We start from the raw sequence: 16121 nt of genomic DNA on the forward strand, positions 1-16121 counted from the left end.
AGCACGGAGGAAAAGATTCCTTCAATCATCGAAACCGGCTATGGTGAAGCATGGCACAACGAGCAGGCAGCGCTGACCTTCCTTTGCATGGCGGCAGAGTTCCGAGATGGCTCGGTGAGCGGATGACGAAGCTCGGCGCGGTAATCACGGAAGCGGTCGTCCATCATTACGGCCGCGACGAACTGCTGCGGCGTCTCGCCCACCCCTTCTGGTTCCAGTCCTTCGGCGCTGTCATGGGCATGGATTGGCATTCGTCGGGCATAACCACCAGTGTGCTGGGCGCTCTCAAGCGCGGGCTGACGCCGCTTTCGGGCGAGCTTGGTCTGCATGTCTGCGGCGGCCGTGGTTCGCATTCCCGCAAGACCCCGGATGAGCTCGTCGCAATCGGCAATCGCGTCGGTTTCGACGGTGGTTCGCTTGCGACGGCGAGCAGGCTTGTCGCCAAGGTCGACAGCGCCGCCGTTCAGGATGGCTTCGATCTCTATCTCCATGGCTTCATTGTCACCGACGACGGCAAATGGGTTGTCGTCCAGCAGGGCATGAACGGCGACAAGCGCCAGGCGCGGCGCTATCACTGGCTGTCGGAAGGTCTCGAAAGTTTCGTCGATTCACCGCATGCCGCAATCGAAGGCCGCAGCCAGGGCAATATCATCAATCTCGCCGACAGGCGCGCCGAGCGCTCGCGCAGCGGACAGCTCGAGCTTCTGGCAACACTCGGCCCGGATCGCATCGTGCAGCAGGCAGCCGCTCTGGCGCTCGACAGCTCCAAGCCTTCGCCGCAGCCGGACCAGCCGCTTCTGCCGCATCTCGTCATGCCGGCCCATCACGATGTTCGCGAAAAGGACGTCAATATGAGGCGCCTGCACGGCAATCTCGCCGCGGCTGCCGATCGCGGACCGGAAGATTTCGAGCAGCTTCTGCTCGTGCCCGGCGTCGGAGCCCGAACGGTGCAGGCGCTGGCGATGGTAGCCGAAGTGGTTCACGGCGCGCCCTGCCGCTTCTCCGATCCTGCGCGCTTCTCGCTCGCCCATGGCGGCAAGGACCGGCATCCTTTTCCTGTCCCGCTGAAGGTCTATGACGAGACGATCAAGGTGATGAAATCGGCGGTTCAAAAAGGCAGGCTCGGCCGCGAAGAGGAATTGCAGTCGCTGAAGCGCCTCGACGATCAGTCCCGCGAGCTGGAGCGATATGTCACCGGTCCCGATCTCAAGGAAATCGTCGCCGGCGAGTTCCGCAATTCACCCGACTGGGGCGGCAGAAGCGTCTTCGGCTGGGAAGGCAAGGATCGCTAGCCCTGCGAAAGCGCGTGGATAGGAGTACCGCAGGTCCGAATTTGGAATGTCCAAAATCCGGAAACGATCATCTGTTAGCATGACTAAGACGCGCAAGACGCGCATAGAGGCTGTCCTTTTGGGAAAGGCCGTCATGATTGCCTTCCTCCACAACCCGGCCATCCTGCATGACAACGATCTTGTCGGCGCCAACAACAGTCGACAGCCGATGGGCAATGACGACAACTGTACGGCCCACCATCGCCTCATCGAGCGCCTTCTGAACAGCGGCTTCCGATTCCGTATCGAGTGCTGACGTCGCTTCGTCGAGGAGGAGGATGGGCGCGTTGCGGACCAGGGCGCGCGCGATCGAAAGGCGTTGCCGCTGACCGCCCGAAAGCGTGACGCCATTTTCGCCGACAGGCGTATCGTAGCCCTGGGGTTGGGCGAGAATGAAGTCGTGGGCGTAGGCAAGTCCTGCGGCGCGCTCCACCTCCTCATCGCTCGCCTCGGGACGGCCGTAGCGGATGTTGTCGCGGATCGTGCCCTCGAAGAGATATGGCTGCTGGGAAACATAGGCCAGCTGCTCGCGCAGCGACTGCTTCGTCACGTGGGCAATATCCTGGCCATCGATCAAAATCTCTCCCGCCCTCGGGTCGTAGAACCGCGGAATGAGGGTGATGATCGTCGACTTTCCGGCTCCGGAAGGACCAACAAGCGCCGTCGTCTTGCCGCCCTCGGCAACGAAGCTGACCTCTTTGAGGACCTCATCGTGACCATAGCCGAAGGATACATTGCGGAACTCGATCCGGGTGTCGGTGACGACCAGCGGCTTCGCATCGGGCAGATCGCGCTGGTGCAGTTCCGTATCGAGGAGTTCATAGATCATTTCAGCGTTGGTAACAGCGGTGGCTAGCTGAACCGGCACCCTCGCCAGCCGTCGAGCCGGGTCATAGGCGAGCAGAAGCGCTGTGAGGAACGAAAGAAAGCCGCCTGGCGGGACATTGTAGTAGACCGACCGATAGGCGGCGTAGGCGATAACACCCGAGACAGCAAAGCCTGCGACGGTCTCGATCAGCGGTCCGGATCGTTCGGAAACGCGAGTGATCTTGTTCGCGCGCCGCTCCGACACGCTGAGCAACCCGTCGAACTTTTGTTGAAGCGGCTTCTCCAGGGTGAACGCCTTGACGACGGCAATGCCCTGCACTGTTTCCTGCATGGCGCTAAATACATAGCTGCCGGCATGAATGTTTTCGCTTGTCACGGCGCGAAGGCGCTTGGACAGTTTGCGCAGTCCATAGCTGAGCGGAGGCGCCGCAAGAAAGACAAAAAAGCTGAGCCAGGGTTCCTGCATGAACATGACGCTCACGAGCGATACGAATGTGAGCAGGTCCCTCACTGTCGACGTGATGGTGAGGTTCATAACATCCCGTACGCCGCTTATATTCTGGTTCAATCGAGCAACAATCCGCGCAGATCGCGTCTGATTGAAGAAGCCAAGCGATAGCTTGAGAAGATGGGAGTAGGCTCGAACCTGATATCGTGCTGCTATGTTGTTTCCAATTTTTGAGAGAATTACGGCTTGGCCATAGCTGGCGAATCCCCGCAGTACGAAGGCGATGAAGATTGCCAGACAAACGCCCCAAACGAGATCAGCGCGACGCTCGACAAATGCCGCGTTGATGACAGACTTCATGATCCAAGCGATAAACGCCGTCGAAAGCGAGATGATGGCAAGGCATGCGATCGCAAGCGCATATTGAAATGCATACTCGCGGGCGTTTTCCGACAAAACGCGCTTGATGATGTTACGTGCCTTGCTGCTGCTTGCCATACTCTGTCCACCGTTGAAAGGTTCGCTTAACCGCGGCAGCCGTCCCTTGCAAGTCAAACCCGCTTCCAACTCGCGGGTATAAGGTCTCTGTCGTTATGCGGCGATGACCTGAACCAAGTGCAATGGTGCGATTACGTGTCTCGTTGGGCTGGCATTTAGCCAAGCGCCCCGCCAGCTGAATGTACCGTTGCGATGATATTGAGGCTGCGCGGGCAGCCGGGCAAGTTGCGAAAGGGCAGGCGTATCGAGACGACGCTGGATACGCGACACTCGATTGGCAACCGCGATGTTAAGTCCCTGTAAAAGGTAATAAATCCAAAAAATGGCGGACAGAGAGGGATTCGAACCCTCGGTACGCTTTCACGTACACACGCGTTCCAGGCGTGCGCCTTCAACCACTCGGCCACCTGTCCATTTGCGTTTCGCACCCGGAGAGGAGCAAATCGTCGGAACGGCGCGATATATACCGATGAATTCTCGGGGATCAACCTAAATCTAACAGTTTTTTGACCTCTTCCGACAAAACTCCGGCAAAGCTGTCCATTGCGCTTATGCATCGCGATAATTATCTATTGGCTCGGTTAGGGAATGGCGCGGCTGACCGGAAAATCCGGCGGTGAGGCGTCGGAGGGATCGATGCGTTTCTTGTTGCGTTTGACCAGCCTTGTTGCGCTCGCTGCGGCCGTCATTGCGGGAACGATCGATTCAATCCAGTCCGTTGCGGCATCCGCTGTTGTCATGACCCCCATGGGCGATGCCTGGCAGGATTTGAGCCCTTCGTCGCTGTCGGCCCTGCAGGCGTCCGTTTCCTACTATGTGCACCCGCGCTTCTATGCTTTCGTGTTCGGGTGGCTGATGCTCCAGCCGGCCTTTGCCATCTTTCTGGTGATCGCTCTCTTGCTGTGGATGATTGGCTACAAGAAGCCGCCGGTGGCGGGCCGCTTTACCGCATAACAAGACGGGCGGCTCTGACGTGTTCGGCTGGCGACCGCAGAGCGAGTTCGCGCTATCTTCCAGTCAGCGCTTAAAGCCGCCGGGCGCACCTCGAAGATCACCACGGAGATCGCTCCGGCCGGCGAGTTCTACTATGCCGAGGACTACCACCAGCAGCATTTGGCCAAGAATCCGGACGGCTATTGCGGGCTCCGCGGAACCGGCGTCAGTTGCCCGATTGCTCGGTAAAGTCGCACTTTTAGCGGCGGTTTTGCACGAAAATCAGCCCTCTTGGGCTGATTTTCAGCATCGACGGGGAATTTTTACCAGCCGAAAAATTTCTCGTGAATTTTTTCGTAGCACATGCAAGGATGCGCGCAGCCAGGTCTCGGGGGAGGCCGGTGGTTCCGCAGACATGCCTGCAACAGGCTTGCGGGAGGACCCAAACAAATAGCAACAATAGGGCTGCATTATGAAAAAAACCCTTCTTTCGCTCCTGTCTGTGGCTGCGATGTCCACGACGGCGCTTGCCGCCGACATCAAGCCGGCACTCGTTTACGGCACCGGCGGAAAGTTCGATAAGTCCTTCAATGAAGCTGCCTATAACGGTGCCGAGAAGTTCAAGGCGGAAACCGGCATTGCCTATCGCGACTTCGAGCCGACCGGCGACACGCAGGGCGAGCAGGCCATCCGCAACTTCGCAAGCCGCGGCTTCAATCCGGTTGTAGCTGTGTCCTTCGCGTGGACCTCGGCGATCGAAAAGGTCGCTGCCGAATTCCCGGATACCAAGTTCGTCATCGTTGATGCCGTCGTTGACAAGCCGAATGTCCGCTCGGTCGTTTACAAGGAAGAAGAAGGTTCCTTCCTCGTCGGCGTTCTCGCCGGCATGGCCTCGAAGTCCGGCAAGGTCGGCTTCGTCGGCGGCATGGACATTCCCCTCATCCGAAAGTTCGAATGCGGTTACGAGCAGGGCGCGCGCTCCGTCAAGGCTGACGTCGAAGTTTTCCAGAACATGACCGGCACGACCGGTGCAGCCTGGAACGACCCCGTTCGCGGCGGTGAGCTGACCAAGAACCAGATCGATCAGGGCGCCGATGTCGTTTACGCGGCAGCAGGTGCAACCGGTCTCGGCGTGCTCCAAACGGCGGCCGACAACAAGAAGCTCTCGATCGGCGTCGATTCCAACCAGAACTATCTGCATCCGGGCTCCGTGCTGACCTCGATGGTCAAGCGTGTCGATCTGGCTGTCTACAACGCTTACAGCGACGCCAAGAGCGACAAGTTCAGCGGCGGCATGCAGGCTCTCGGCGTCAAGGAAGACGGCGTCGCTGCTGCGATCGACGAGCACAACAAGCCGCTGATCACGGCGGAAATGCAGGCTGCCGTCGACAAGGCGAAGGCTGATATCATCGCAGGGACCATCAAGGTCCACGATTATACGACGGACAATTCTTGCCCGAAGTGATCCGCCACTGAGATGGGGCGTATGGCGGCCGGTTTTTCCGTCATACGCCCTTTTCGTATGGAGCCTGCAGTGACAGACACGCCCGCTATCGAACTTGTGGGCATCGACAAGAAGTTCGGTGCCGTTCACGCAAACAAGGACATCAATCTCACCGTAGCCAAGGGCACGATCCACGGCATCATCGGGGAAAACGGCGCCGGTAAATCGACGTTGATGTCGATTATTTATGGTTTTTACCACGCTGACGCTGGCGAAATCCGTGTCAACGGCACGCCGGTGACTATCCGTGACAGCCAGGCCGCGATCGCAGCCGGTATCGGGATGGTTCACCAGCATTTCATGCTGGTCGATAATTTTACAGTACTGGAAAACATCATGCTCGGCGCCGAAGGCGGCGCGCTGCTGGCAAAGGGCGTTGCCTCGGCGCGCGCTGAGTTGAAGCGGCTGGAGACGGAGTATGGCCTGGAAGTGAACCCTGATGCGCTCATAGAGCAGCTCCCGGTCGGCTTGCAGCAGCGCGTCGAAATCTTGAAAGCCATGTATCGTGGCGCCGAGATCCTGATCCTGGATGAGCCGACCGGCGTCTTGACGCCGGCTGAGGCTGACCATTTGTTTCGTATCCTCAAAGTGCTGCGCGACCAGGGCAAGACGATCATTCTGATCACGCACAAGCTGCGCGAGATTATGGCCATTACCGACACCGTCTCGGTCATGCGCCGGGGCGAAATGGTAGCAACCCGCAAGACCGCGGAAACCACGGTTGAAGAGCTCGCCGAATTGATGGTGGGCCGCCGCGTGCTGCTGCGCGTTCAAAAGGGCCAGGCGACGCCAGGCGGCGTCGTGCTTTCCGTGCGCAACCTCACCGTCAAGGATAATCGCGGCGTTACCATGGTCGATAACGTCTCCTTCGATGTGCGTGGCGGTGAGATCGTCGGTATTGCCGGAGTGGCCGGCAACGGTCAGTCCGAGCTTCTGGAAGCGATCGCCGGCATCCGCAAACCGCATTCCGGCGAGATTTTCGTCGATGGCCAGCCGATCGACAAGGCCGATGCGGCGCGGTTGCGCGAACTCGGCCTCGCCCATATCCCAGAGGACCGCCACCATATGGGCCTCGTGCTGAAGTTCGAGGAATACGAGAATTCCGTCCTCGGCTATCACCGCAAGCCCGCCTACAGCAAAGGCCCGCTGCTCGATCTCGAGGCGATCCGCAGGGACGCGATGGAGAAGATCGAGAAATACGACATCCGCCCGCCGAACCCCCGTCTGAAGACAGCCAATTTTTCCGGCGGGAACCAGCAGAAGATTGTCGTTGCCCGCGAAATCGAGCGCGACCCGACGGCACTCATCATCGGCCAGCCGACGCGTGGCGTCGATATCGGCGCCATCGAATTCATTCACCGCCGTATCATCGAGATGCGCGATGCGGGCAAGGCGATCCTGCTCGTTTCCGTCGAGCTCGATGAAATCCGCGCCCTTTCAGACCGTATCCTTGTCATGTTTGCCGGCCATGTTGTCGGCGAGAAGACGCCCGATGCCGGTGAACAGACCCTCGGCCTGATGATGGCCGGCATTGCCGCGTGAGGCCTTAATGAGCACAGCTTCCGTTCCTCTTCCAAATTGGATCGCCTACGGCCTTATCCCGCTTCTGAACCTGATCGTTGCCTTTTTGATTTCGGGCTTCGTCGTCTGGCTGATCGGCGAAAGTCCGCTTGCCGCCTTGTCGCTCTTGATCGAAGGCGCGCTCGGCAGCGGCGAAGGCATTGGCTTTACGCTGTATTATGCCACGAGCTTCATCTTCACCGGCCTGTCGGTCGCGGTCGCCATTCACGCCGGCCTTTTCAACATCGGCTCGGAAGGCCAGGCTTATCTCGGTGGCCTCGGTTGCGCGTTGGTGGCGCTCGCGCTCGACCACTATGTCCCATGGTATGTGACAATGCCGGTGGCGGTTGTCGGTGCCGGCCTATTTGGTGCCGCCTGGGCGTTCATTCCGGCCGTTCTCCAAGCGAAACGCGGTAGCCACATTGTCATTACCACCATCATGTTCAACTATATCGGCGCGGCGCTGATGGTTTACCTCCTGGTGCATGTGCTCATCGTGCCAGGTAAGATGGCGCCGGAAACACGCACCTTCCTCGAAGGCGGCCAACTGCCGAAGCTCGGATGGCTGATGAATCTCTTCGGCGCAAAGCTGGGTGCAGCGCCGTTCAACGTCTCCTTCCTCATTGCCCTTGTCGCGGCCTATTTCGTGTGGCTGCTTATTTGGCGCACCAAGCTTGGGTTCGAGATGCGCACGCTCGGCGTCAGCCCGACCGCGGCCTCCTACGCAGGCATCCCCTATGCCCGCACGGTGATGATCGCCATGCTGCTCTCCGGCGCGCTGGCGGGCATGATGGCGCTTAATCCAGTCATGGGGTCTTCGGCCCGCCTGCAGGTCGAGTTCGTCGGCGGCGCCGGCTTTGTCGGCATCGCCGTCTCGCTCATGGGCCGAAATCATCCGGTCGGCATTATCTTCTCGGCGATCCTGTTCGGCATCCTCTATCAGGGCGGCGACTGGATCTCCTTCGAGATGCCGAACATCACCCGCGAAATGATCCTGGTGATCCAGGGTCTCGTCATTCTCTTCGCAGGCGCCCTCGAATATATGTTCAGGCCGGCGATGGTTCGTATCTATCAGCAGTTCAAGACGGTGTGAGGGGACGGCGATGGATTACTACGATATTTTCATCAGCGTTCTCTCCTCGACGATTCGCCTGTCGATCCCGCTGATCTTCACCGCGCTTGCTGGGCTCTTCTCGGAACGGTCCGGCATTTTCGACATCGGCCTCGAGGGCAAGATGCTGGGCGCCGCCTTCGCCGCTGCCTGCGTCGCATACATCACGGACTCGGCTTGGCTTGGCCTCCTTGCGGGCATCCTCTGCTCGGTTGCACTGAGCTTGGTGCATGGTTTTGCGTCGATCACCAATCGCGGCAACCAGATCATCTCCGGCGTGGCTATCAACTTCTTCATCGCCGGCATTACGATTGTCCTGGGGCAGGCGTGGTTCGGCCAGGGCGGGCGGACGCCGCAGCTTTCTCCGGAGAGCCGCTTCGCGCCGATCACGCTTCCGGGCGCGGATGCGATGCGGGAGGTCCCGATCATCGGTCCGCTCTATTCGAACGTAATCTCGGGCAACAACATTCTGACCTACCTCGCATTTCTGGCAGTCCCGCTCTCCTGGTGGATCCTCTACCGCACGCGCTTCGGCTTGCGGCTTCGCGCCGTCGGCGAAAACCCAGGCGCCGTCGATACGGCCGGCATCTCCGTCAGTTGGCTGCGCTATCGTTCCGTGATGTGCGCCGGCATCCTCTGCGGCTTCGCGGGCACCTATCTCGCGATTGCGCAATCGGCGGCCTTCATCAAGGATATGTCGGCGGGCAAAGGCTATATCGCGCTTGCCGCGCTGGTTTTTGCAAAGTGGAAGCCGGTGCCGGTCATGTTCGCCTGCCTGCTTTTCGGCTTCCTCGATGCATTGGCGAACTTCATGCAGGGCAAGGAGGTGCCGCTGATCGGGGAAGTGCCTGTGCAGATCTTCCAGGCCTTGCCCTATATTCTCACATGCGTCCTGCTTGCGGGCTTCATAGGCGTCGCAACGCCGCCGAAGGCCGGCGGGGTCCCCTATACCAAGGAGCGCTGACATATGTCACACGACCTTTTCGAAGCCGCCCGCGGCGCCATGGCCTTTGCCCATGCGCCCTATTCGAAGTTCCCGGTCGGCGCCGCGATCCGCGCCGAGGACGGCAAGGTCTACACCGGTGCCAATATCGAAAATCTCTCTTTCCCCCAGGGTTGGTGCGCCGAGCCGACGGCCATCGGCGCCATGATCATGGGCGGGGCGAAGAAGATTGTCGAAATGGCCGTGATTGCCGAGAAGTTGCCGCTCTGTCCGCCCTGCGGCGGCTGCCGGCAGAAGATCTCCGAATTCGCGTCCAAGGACACGAAGATCTATCTCTGCGATGAAGCCGGCGTAAAGAAAACGATGACGATGGAAGAGCTTCTTCCCTTCAGCTTCGAGACGGAACTCGGATGAACGCCGCCGTCGATCTGCTCGTCGGCAAGCTCGGCGGGCTCGTTCCGCGTCACGGCATCATTCTCGGCTCAGGCCTCGGCTCCCTTGTGGGCGAACTGAAGAATGCCGTGCGGACGCCCTACGGCGACCTGCCTGGCTTTCCTGTCAGCGCGGTCTCCGGACATGCAGGCGAAGTCGTATCTGGCCTTCTCGACGGCGTGCCCGTCATCATGCTGTCGGGCCGCGTGCATTTCTACGAAAGAGGCGATGCGAATGCGATGCGGCTGCCGATCGAGGTGCTCAAGGGCCTCGGTGTGCAATCGCTTTTTCTGACGAACTCGGCAGGCTCGCTGCGCGAGGAAATGCCGCCGGGCTCAGTAATGCAGGTCACCGACCACATCAATTATTCCGGCATGAATCCACTAATCGGCGAGGAAAGTGACGGTCGCTTCGTCGGCATGACGAATGCCTATGACGCCGAGCTTGCCGCGTCGATGCGCAAGGCGGCCGAGAAGCTGGGTATCAAGCTCTTCCACGGCGTCTATATGTGGTTTTCCGGTCCGAGCTTCGAAACGCCGGCGGAAATCCGCATGGCGCGGATCCTCGGTGCGGACGCCGTCGGTATGTCGACCGTGCCGGAGGTCATCATCGCACGAATGCTGGGTTTGAGGGTTGCGGCAGCTTCCGTAATCACCAATTATGGGGCAGGCATGACCGGTTCGGAACTTAGCCACGAAGAAACCAAGGACATGGCGCCCGTTGGTGGCGCGAGTCTCGCCGCAATTTTGAAGGAAATGATTGCGGGTGAAGGGAAGCATTGATGAGCACTTACTCCCAGAAGGAGATGGCGGCGGTCGCGCTGTCGCTTCTTGACCTTACCAATCTGAAGGATGATTGCACCGAAGCGCAGATCGATGCGCTCTGCGCCCGTGCACAAACGCCCTACGGCAATAGTGCCGCGATCTGCATCTGGCCGCGCTTCGTCGCGCACGCACGCACGGTTCTCGGCAAAGGTCATCCGGTTCGCATTGCAACGGTTGTCAATTTTCCGTCCGGCGACATGGAAGTGGCCGACGTTGCCGCCGAGACGCGCGAGGCGATCGCAGACGGCGCCGATGACATCGACGTCGTCATTCCCTACCGCAAGTTCCTGGACGGCAATGAAAAGGCAGTAACCGACATGGTAACTGCGGTTCGCGCGGAATGCACCGGGGGTGTGCTGCTGAAGGTCATCCTGGAGACGGGTGAGATCAAGGATCCGAGCCTCATCCGCCGCGCATCCGAACTTGCAATCGACGCAGGTGCGGATTTTATCAAAACGTCCACCGGCAAGGTTGCCGTCAATGCGACGCTGGAGGCTGCTGACATCATGATCCGCGCGATCCGCCAGAGCGGCCGCAAGGTGGGCTTCAAGCCTGCGGGCGGCATCGGCTCTGTCGCGGACGCCGCCCTTTATCTCAGCCTTGCGCAGACGATCATGACGCCGGATTGGCCGATGCCGTCGACCTTCCGTTTCGGTGCATCGGGTCTGCTGGATGATATCCTCGCGGTCCTTGGCGGCGCCCAATCGGCTCCCGCCAAGGCTTCGAGCTACTGAGCATGATCCCGCAGGAGATCATCCGGAAGAAGCGGAATGGCGGTGTCCTTTCTGCCGACGAAATCCAGTCCTTCATCGAGGCCCTTGCCGCCGGCCGGCTGTCCGAGGGCCAGATCGGCGCCTTCGCCATGGCCGTCTGGTTCAAGGGCATGTCGCGCGAGGAAACCGTTGCGCTGACGCTCGCCATGGCGCGCTCGGGCGCTATGCTCACATGGTCGGGAATCGATCGCCCGATTGCAGACAAGCATTCGACCGGCGGCGTCGGCGACAACGTCTCGCTGATGCTGGCGCCGATTGCCGCTGCCTGTGGCCTTGCGGTGCCGATGATCTCCGGCCGCGGCCTCGGCCATACCGGCGGCACGCTCGACAAGCTGGATTCCATTCCGGGTTATGGAATTACGCCGGATGCGGCGCTTTTCCGCAAGGTCGTCGAGGAAGCCGGCTGTGCAATCATCGGCCAGACAGGCTCGCTGGCACCTGCTGACGGCAAGCTCTACGCCGTGCGCGATGTAACCGCCACCGTCGATTCCATTCCGTTGATCACGGCGTCCATTCTATCCAAGAAGCTCGCTGCGGGTCTTGAGACCCTGGTGCTCGACGTGAAAACCGGCAACGGCGCCTTCATGGCCGACCACGAGCAGGCAAAGCTCCTGGCACAGTCCCTGGTGGAAGTGGCAAACGGAGCAGGGGTCAGGACCTCCGCCTTGATCACCGACATGAACCAGCCGCTGGCGGACGCGGCGGGCAATGCCGTGGAAATATGGAACTGCCTCGGCTTCCTGACGGGGAGCAAGGCCGGAACGCGGCTCGAAGCCGTCGTTTTGGGCTTCGCAGCCGAGATGCTGGCGAGCTCCGGTATTTGTCCGTCCCTGGAAGATGGCGAAGTGAAAGCCCGCGCGGCACTGACGTCGGGCAAGGCGGCGGAGGTCTTTGGCCGCATGGTGCACATGCTCGGTGGCCCGGCGGATTTTGTCGAGAAGCCCGCAAACTATCTGGCGAAAGCGCCGATCGAAAAGCCGGTCGTGGCGAAAGAGAGCGGCTGGCTTTCAGCCTGCAATGCTCGCGAACTCGGCATTGCCGTTATCGATCTTGGCGGCGGGCGACGCCACCCGGCGGACAAGATTGACCATCGGGTGGGCTTCTCCGCTCTGCTGCCGCTCGGCAGCCGCGTCGAGAAGGGTGATACGATTGCCATCGTTCATGCCGCAAGCGAAGCGGCTGCGGAAAAGGCGGCCGCCTCACTCGGCGCAAACTACCGCGTCTCCGGCAACGAGCCGTATCTGCCCCCGGTGATTTCAGGCCGTATCTGACTATTGCTTCAGACTGAGCGCCCCGTCCGCGACCGAATAGGATTGCAGTTTCTTCAGGAAGCTCATGCCGACCAGCGTCATCGAAAGCGCCTCGTCCTTCAGCACGAAAGCCTCCACGCTCCGCACATGGATGCCGCCGATCTCGACGCGATCGAGCGTGACATGTGCGGCCTTGGTCTGGCCGTTTGCCGTATTGACGGCATAGCGGAAATCGAGCTGTCCGGCGCCGTAGCCGAGATGGCGGGCGAGGCTTTCGTTCAGGGCGACATAGGTCGCGCCGGTATCGATCAAGCCCTGCACCGGCTTGCCGTTGATCTTGAAGTCGCCCCTGTAGTGCCCCTGGGCATCGGCCTGAAGCAGCATCCTTCCGCTGCCGGAAGCCGGCACGGGCGAGCGAGCTTCGCCGGTCTGGACCGAAGTATGGGTGGCGGAAGCACTATCCGCGGCCGGCTGCTCGCCGATTCCGTGAAGAAGGGACGGCACCTGCGTGGCGAGTGCGACGGCTATGCTCGCGAAAATGACTGTACGCATGAGCATGAAACGGAGATCCTTACTCGCGTAAACCACGCATCATGCGGTCCACGATCAAAGCTGCTACGCCCTCAATCGCTGACAAGTTGCTAATGGCCATAGTAAAAAGGCCCGGATCTCTGTCCGGGCTATGCAAGTCGTCGGATTTAGTAAAGAAAAGCTGAAGCTATTTCGTGCCGTACATGCGGTCGCCTGCATCCCCGAGACCCGGCATGATATAGCCTTTCTCGTTGAGATGGCTGTCGATCGCGGCGGTGAAGACCTGAACATCGGGATGTGCCGCGCGGAAATTCTTGATGCCTTCCGGGGCGGCCAGCAGGCAGAGGAAGCGGATATTGTGCGCGCCGCGCTCCTTCAGCTTGTCGATTGCCGCAATCGAGGAATTGCCGGTCGCCAGCATCGGGTCGACGACGATGATCAGTCGCTCTGCAACATCTTCCGGTGCCTTGAAGTAGTATTCCACCGGCTGCAGCGTTTCATGATCTCGGTAGACGCCGATATGGGAAACGCGAGCTGAAGGGACGAGATCGAGCATGCCTTCGAGCAGCCCGTTGCCGGCGCGCAGGATCGAGGCGAAGACGAGCTTCTTGCCTTCCAGGATCGGCGATTCCATGGTCTGAAGCGGCGTCTCGATGGTTTCCATCGTCAGCTCGAGATCACGCGTCACCTCGTAGCAGAGCAGGGTCGAGATTTCCCGGAGCAGCCGGCGGAAGCTGCCCGTCGATGTCTCCTTGCGCCGCATGATCGTGAGTTTGTGCTGCACAAGCGGGTGGTTGATGACGGTGACGCCTTCCATGGCCGAGCCTCTCTTTAATTGTTCTTATAAGACGGTTCTTTCATGGAAATCGCCTCAACCGCAAGAGTGGAGGCGATTTTCACGTCACGATCCCCAGTCTCGGGCGGCTCAAAGCCGGGCGAGCAGCGCCACACGGGTTGCTTCGTCGACGAAGGCCGCTTCGATGGCAGTCCGCGTCAGCGCGTTGATTTCGCTGTCGTTGAAGCCGAAGGCATCGGAGGCGAGCTCATATTCCCGCTTCAGAGACGTATGGAAAAACGGCGGATCGTCGGAACTGATCGTCACCCGAACGCCGGTTTCCTTGAGCTTGCGGAGCGGATGCGCAGCGAAATCGGGGAACACGTTCAGGGCAATGTTGGAGCCCGGGCAGACCTCGAGTACAGTCCCGAGGTCGGCAAGCCGCTTCACGAGATCGGCATCTTCGATGGCGCGAACGCCGTGGCCGATTCGCGACGGACGCACGACGTCCAGTGCGTCGGAAACGCTGAAGGCGCCGCAGACCTCGCCGGCGTGGATCGTCAGACCGAGCCCGGCGTCGCGAGCGATATCAAAGGCACGGGCGTAGTCGGCCACACGGCCCATGCGCTCCTCGCCAGCCAGATTGAACCCGGTGATCAGCGGGTTGCCGGCTTTGGCGGCGTACTCCGCAGCGCCGATCACGCTCTCAGGTCCGAAATGCCGTTCACCTGTTACGATCAGCCGCGCTTCGATGCCGCTCTTCGCCTTCGCCCGGCGAATACCTTCGCAGACCCCGGCGATATAGGCGTCCGCGCCAAGCCCGATGCGCTTTCCATGGTCCGGCGAAACGATGAGCTCGCTGTAAATCGTGCCGATCTCGGCAAGCTCCTGCAGATAGGTTTCGGTCAACAGCGCGTAGTCCTCGTCGGTCTTATAGACCTCGGAGACTTTGTCGTAGCATTCGAGAAAGCTTGCAAAATCATGCCAGACATAGGCACCGCCGCGGAGATAGGCGCTGATGTCGATATTGTACTTGCGGGCCTGCGCTTCCGTCAGCGCCGGGGGTGCGGCACCCTCGAGATGACAGTGCAGCTCGGCCTTCTTCAGATGCAATGTCATAGAAAGCTTCTCCCATGCGGTCCTGCGGCGATGCCGAGATGCCGGGCGACGGTCTCGCCGATATCAGCATAGGTGCTGCGAATGCCGATATTGCGTGACTTCAATCCCGGGCCATAAGCGATGATCGGCACGCGTTCGCGCGTATGATCCGTGCCGCGCCAGGTCGGGTCGCAGCCATGATCGGCCGTGAGGATGACAAGATCGCCGGGTGTGAGCTTGCGGTGGACGTCCGGCAGCCGCGCATCGAAGGCTTCCAGCGCCGCGGCATAACCCGGAACGTCACGGCGATGGCCATAGACCATGTCAAAGTCGACAAAGTTTGTGAAAACGAGGTCGCCGTCTTGTGCCTCTTCCATCGCGGCAAGTGAAGCGTCCATCAATGCGTCGTTGCCGTTGGCCTTGATTACCCTTGAGACGCCTTGATGCGCGAAAATATCACCGATCTTGCCGACGGCGTGAACCTTGCGGCCCTCCTTGACGAGCCGGTCAAGCAGCGTTGGCTCTGGAGGCGGCACCGAAAAATCCCGGCGATTGCCGGTGCGCTCAAAGGTCGAGGAGCTTTCGCCGACGAAGGGGCGGGCAATGACCCGGCCGATATTGTAATGGTCGAGGAGCGCGCGGGCGATGCGGCAGAAACTCAGCAGGCGGTCCAGGCCGAAATGCGTCTCATGTGCTGCAACCTGGAAGACGGAGTCTGCCGATGTATAGCAGATCGGCTTGCCGGTGCGGATGTGCTCCTCGCCGAAACGGGCGATGATTTCCGTGCCCGAGGCATGGCAGTTGCCGAGAATTCCTGGAACCTCCGCCGCGCTGCAGAGCGCCTCGATAAACTGTGGGGGAAAGGCGTCTCCCTCTGTGGGGAAATATCCCCAATCGAATGTCACCGGCGTTCCGGCGATTTCCCAATGCCCCGACGGCGTGTCCTTGCCGCGGGAGACTTCATTGGCGCAGCCGTGGATGCCGTAAACCTTCTCCGGAATCGGCATGCCGTCTGGAAAGCGCCCGGTCGCGGTCTTCGCGATCTGCATCAGCCCGAGCGCCGACATGTTGGGAAGAGAAAGCGGGCCGGAGCGCAAGCCTGCCCTATCAGCGGCCCCGGCTGCACAAAACTCCGCAATATGGCCAAGCGTATCTGAGCCGTCGTCGCCATAGGCAACGGCATCCGGGCCCCCGCCGACGCCGAAGGAATCAAGGACAAAAAGAAATGCACGCGCCATCTTCAATCATCACGCTAAGCGGCTGGAGAGCCGCAGTCTCGGCG

15 protein-coding genes, 1 tRNA gene and 1 pseudogene are annotated in these 16121 nt (G+C 60.4%); 11 read left to right on the forward strand and 6 right to left on the reverse strand.

Features of this window, described 5'->3' with window-relative positions; genetic code table 11:
- Window positions 1–50 precede the first annotated feature (50 nt).
- A complete protein-coding gene (locus HGP14_RS00610) occupies window positions 51–1292 on the forward strand; it encodes a DUF763 domain-containing protein (RefSeq protein WP_168827919.1) in 1242 nt (413 codons plus the stop codon).
- Between the two features lie 67 nt (window positions 1293–1359).
- Here HGP14_RS00610 and HGP14_RS00615 read toward each other — a convergent pair whose 3' ends face one another.
- Both HGP14_RS00615 and HGP14_RS00620 read right to left on the reverse strand, forming a co-directional pair.
- Window positions 1360–3105: an ABC transporter ATP-binding protein gene (locus tag HGP14_RS00615; RefSeq protein WP_168827920.1), complete on the reverse strand. Its 1746-nt coding sequence runs from the start codon at window positions 3103–3105 to the stop codon at window positions 1360–1362.
- 323 nt (window positions 3106–3428) lie between these two features.
- A tRNA-Ser gene (locus tag HGP14_RS00620) sits at window positions 3429–3518 on the reverse strand.
- A 223-nt stretch (window positions 3519–3741) separates the two neighbouring features.
- Here HGP14_RS00620 and HGP14_RS00625 point away from each other — a divergent pair.
- The 10 genes and pseudogenes from HGP14_RS00625 (at window position 3742) to deoA (ending at window position 12456) form a co-directional block, all read left to right on the forward strand.
- A complete protein-coding gene (locus HGP14_RS00625) occupies window positions 3742–4059 on the forward strand; it encodes a hypothetical protein (protein WP_168827921.1) in 318 nt (105 codons plus the stop codon).
- Between the two features lie 24 nt (window positions 4060–4083).
- Window positions 4084–4287: pseudogene (locus HGP14_RS00630) on the forward strand (peptide-methionine (S)-S-oxide reductase); the annotation flags it as partial.
- A gap of 223 nt (window positions 4288–4510) precedes the next feature.
- Complete coding sequence (locus HGP14_RS00635; RefSeq protein WP_168827922.1) at window positions 4511–5503, forward strand: BMP family protein; 993 nt, start codon at window positions 4511–4513, stop codon at window positions 5501–5503.
- A gap of 69 nt (window positions 5504–5572) precedes the next feature.
- Window positions 5573–7084: an ABC transporter ATP-binding protein gene (locus HGP14_RS00640; RefSeq protein WP_168827923.1), complete on the forward strand. Its 1512-nt coding sequence runs from the start codon at window positions 5573–5575 to the stop codon at window positions 7082–7084.
- Window positions 7085–7091: 7 nt separating this feature from the next.
- Complete coding sequence (locus HGP14_RS00645) at window positions 7092–8195, forward strand: ABC transporter permease (protein WP_168827924.1); 1104 nt, start codon at window positions 7092–7094, stop codon at window positions 8193–8195.
- A gap of 10 nt (window positions 8196–8205) precedes the next feature.
- Window positions 8206–9177: an ABC transporter permease gene (locus HGP14_RS00650; RefSeq protein WP_168827925.1), complete on the forward strand. Its 972-nt coding sequence runs from the start codon at window positions 8206–8208 to the stop codon at window positions 9175–9177.
- 3 nt (window positions 9178–9180) lie between these two features.
- Window positions 9181–9570, forward strand: coding sequence for a cytidine deaminase (locus tag HGP14_RS00655; protein WP_007827313.1), 390 nt, complete (start codon window positions 9181–9183; stop codon window positions 9568–9570).
- Window positions 9567–10370, forward strand: a complete 804-nt coding sequence (locus HGP14_RS00660; protein WP_168827926.1) for a purine-nucleoside phosphorylase — start codon at window positions 9567–9569, stop codon at window positions 10368–10370. The genes HGP14_RS00655 and HGP14_RS00660 overlap by 4 nt, the downstream gene beginning before the upstream one ends.
- Complete coding sequence (deoC, locus tag HGP14_RS00665; RefSeq protein WP_168827927.1) at window positions 10370–11146, forward strand: deoxyribose-phosphate aldolase; 777 nt, start codon at window positions 10370–10372, stop codon at window positions 11144–11146. The genes HGP14_RS00660 and deoC overlap by 1 nt, the downstream gene beginning before the upstream one ends.
- A 2-nt stretch (window positions 11147–11148) precedes the next feature.
- Window positions 11149–12456, forward strand: a complete 1308-nt coding sequence (gene deoA / locus HGP14_RS00670) for a thymidine phosphorylase (protein ID WP_168827928.1) — start codon at window positions 11149–11151, stop codon at window positions 12454–12456.
- Here the strand turns inward: deoA and HGP14_RS00675 are convergent, their stop codons facing one another.
- The 4 genes from HGP14_RS00675 to HGP14_RS00690 all read right to left on the reverse strand — a co-directional run bounded on the left by HGP14_RS00675 (window position 12457) and on the right by HGP14_RS00690 (window position 16077).
- Window positions 12457–12993 carry a TIGR02281 family clan AA aspartic protease gene (locus tag HGP14_RS00675; protein WP_168827929.1) on the reverse strand — a complete coding sequence of 179 codons (537 nt, stop codon included), beginning with the start codon at window positions 12991–12993 and terminating at the stop codon, window positions 12457–12459.
- A gap of 160 nt (window positions 12994–13153) precedes the next feature.
- On the reverse strand, window positions 13154–13783 hold the full coding sequence (upp, locus tag HGP14_RS00680) for a uracil phosphoribosyltransferase (protein WP_168827930.1): 630 nt from the start codon (window positions 13781–13783) through the stop codon (window positions 13154–13156).
- 108 nt (window positions 13784–13891) lie between these two features.
- A complete protein-coding gene (locus HGP14_RS00685) occupies window positions 13892–14860 on the reverse strand; it encodes an adenosine deaminase (RefSeq protein WP_168827931.1) in 969 nt (322 codons plus the stop codon).
- Window positions 14857–16077, reverse strand: coding sequence for a phosphopentomutase (locus HGP14_RS00690; RefSeq protein WP_168827932.1), 1221 nt, complete (start codon window positions 16075–16077; stop codon window positions 14857–14859). Before HGP14_RS00690 ends, HGP14_RS00685 begins: the two co-directional genes overlap by 4 nt.
- Window positions 16078–16121 lie beyond the last annotated feature (44 nt).

The sequence above is a fragment of the Rhizobium sp. P32RR-XVIII genome (genome assembly GCF_012641395.1).
Lineage (GTDB): Bacteria > Pseudomonadota > Alphaproteobacteria > Rhizobiales > Rhizobiaceae > Rhizobium.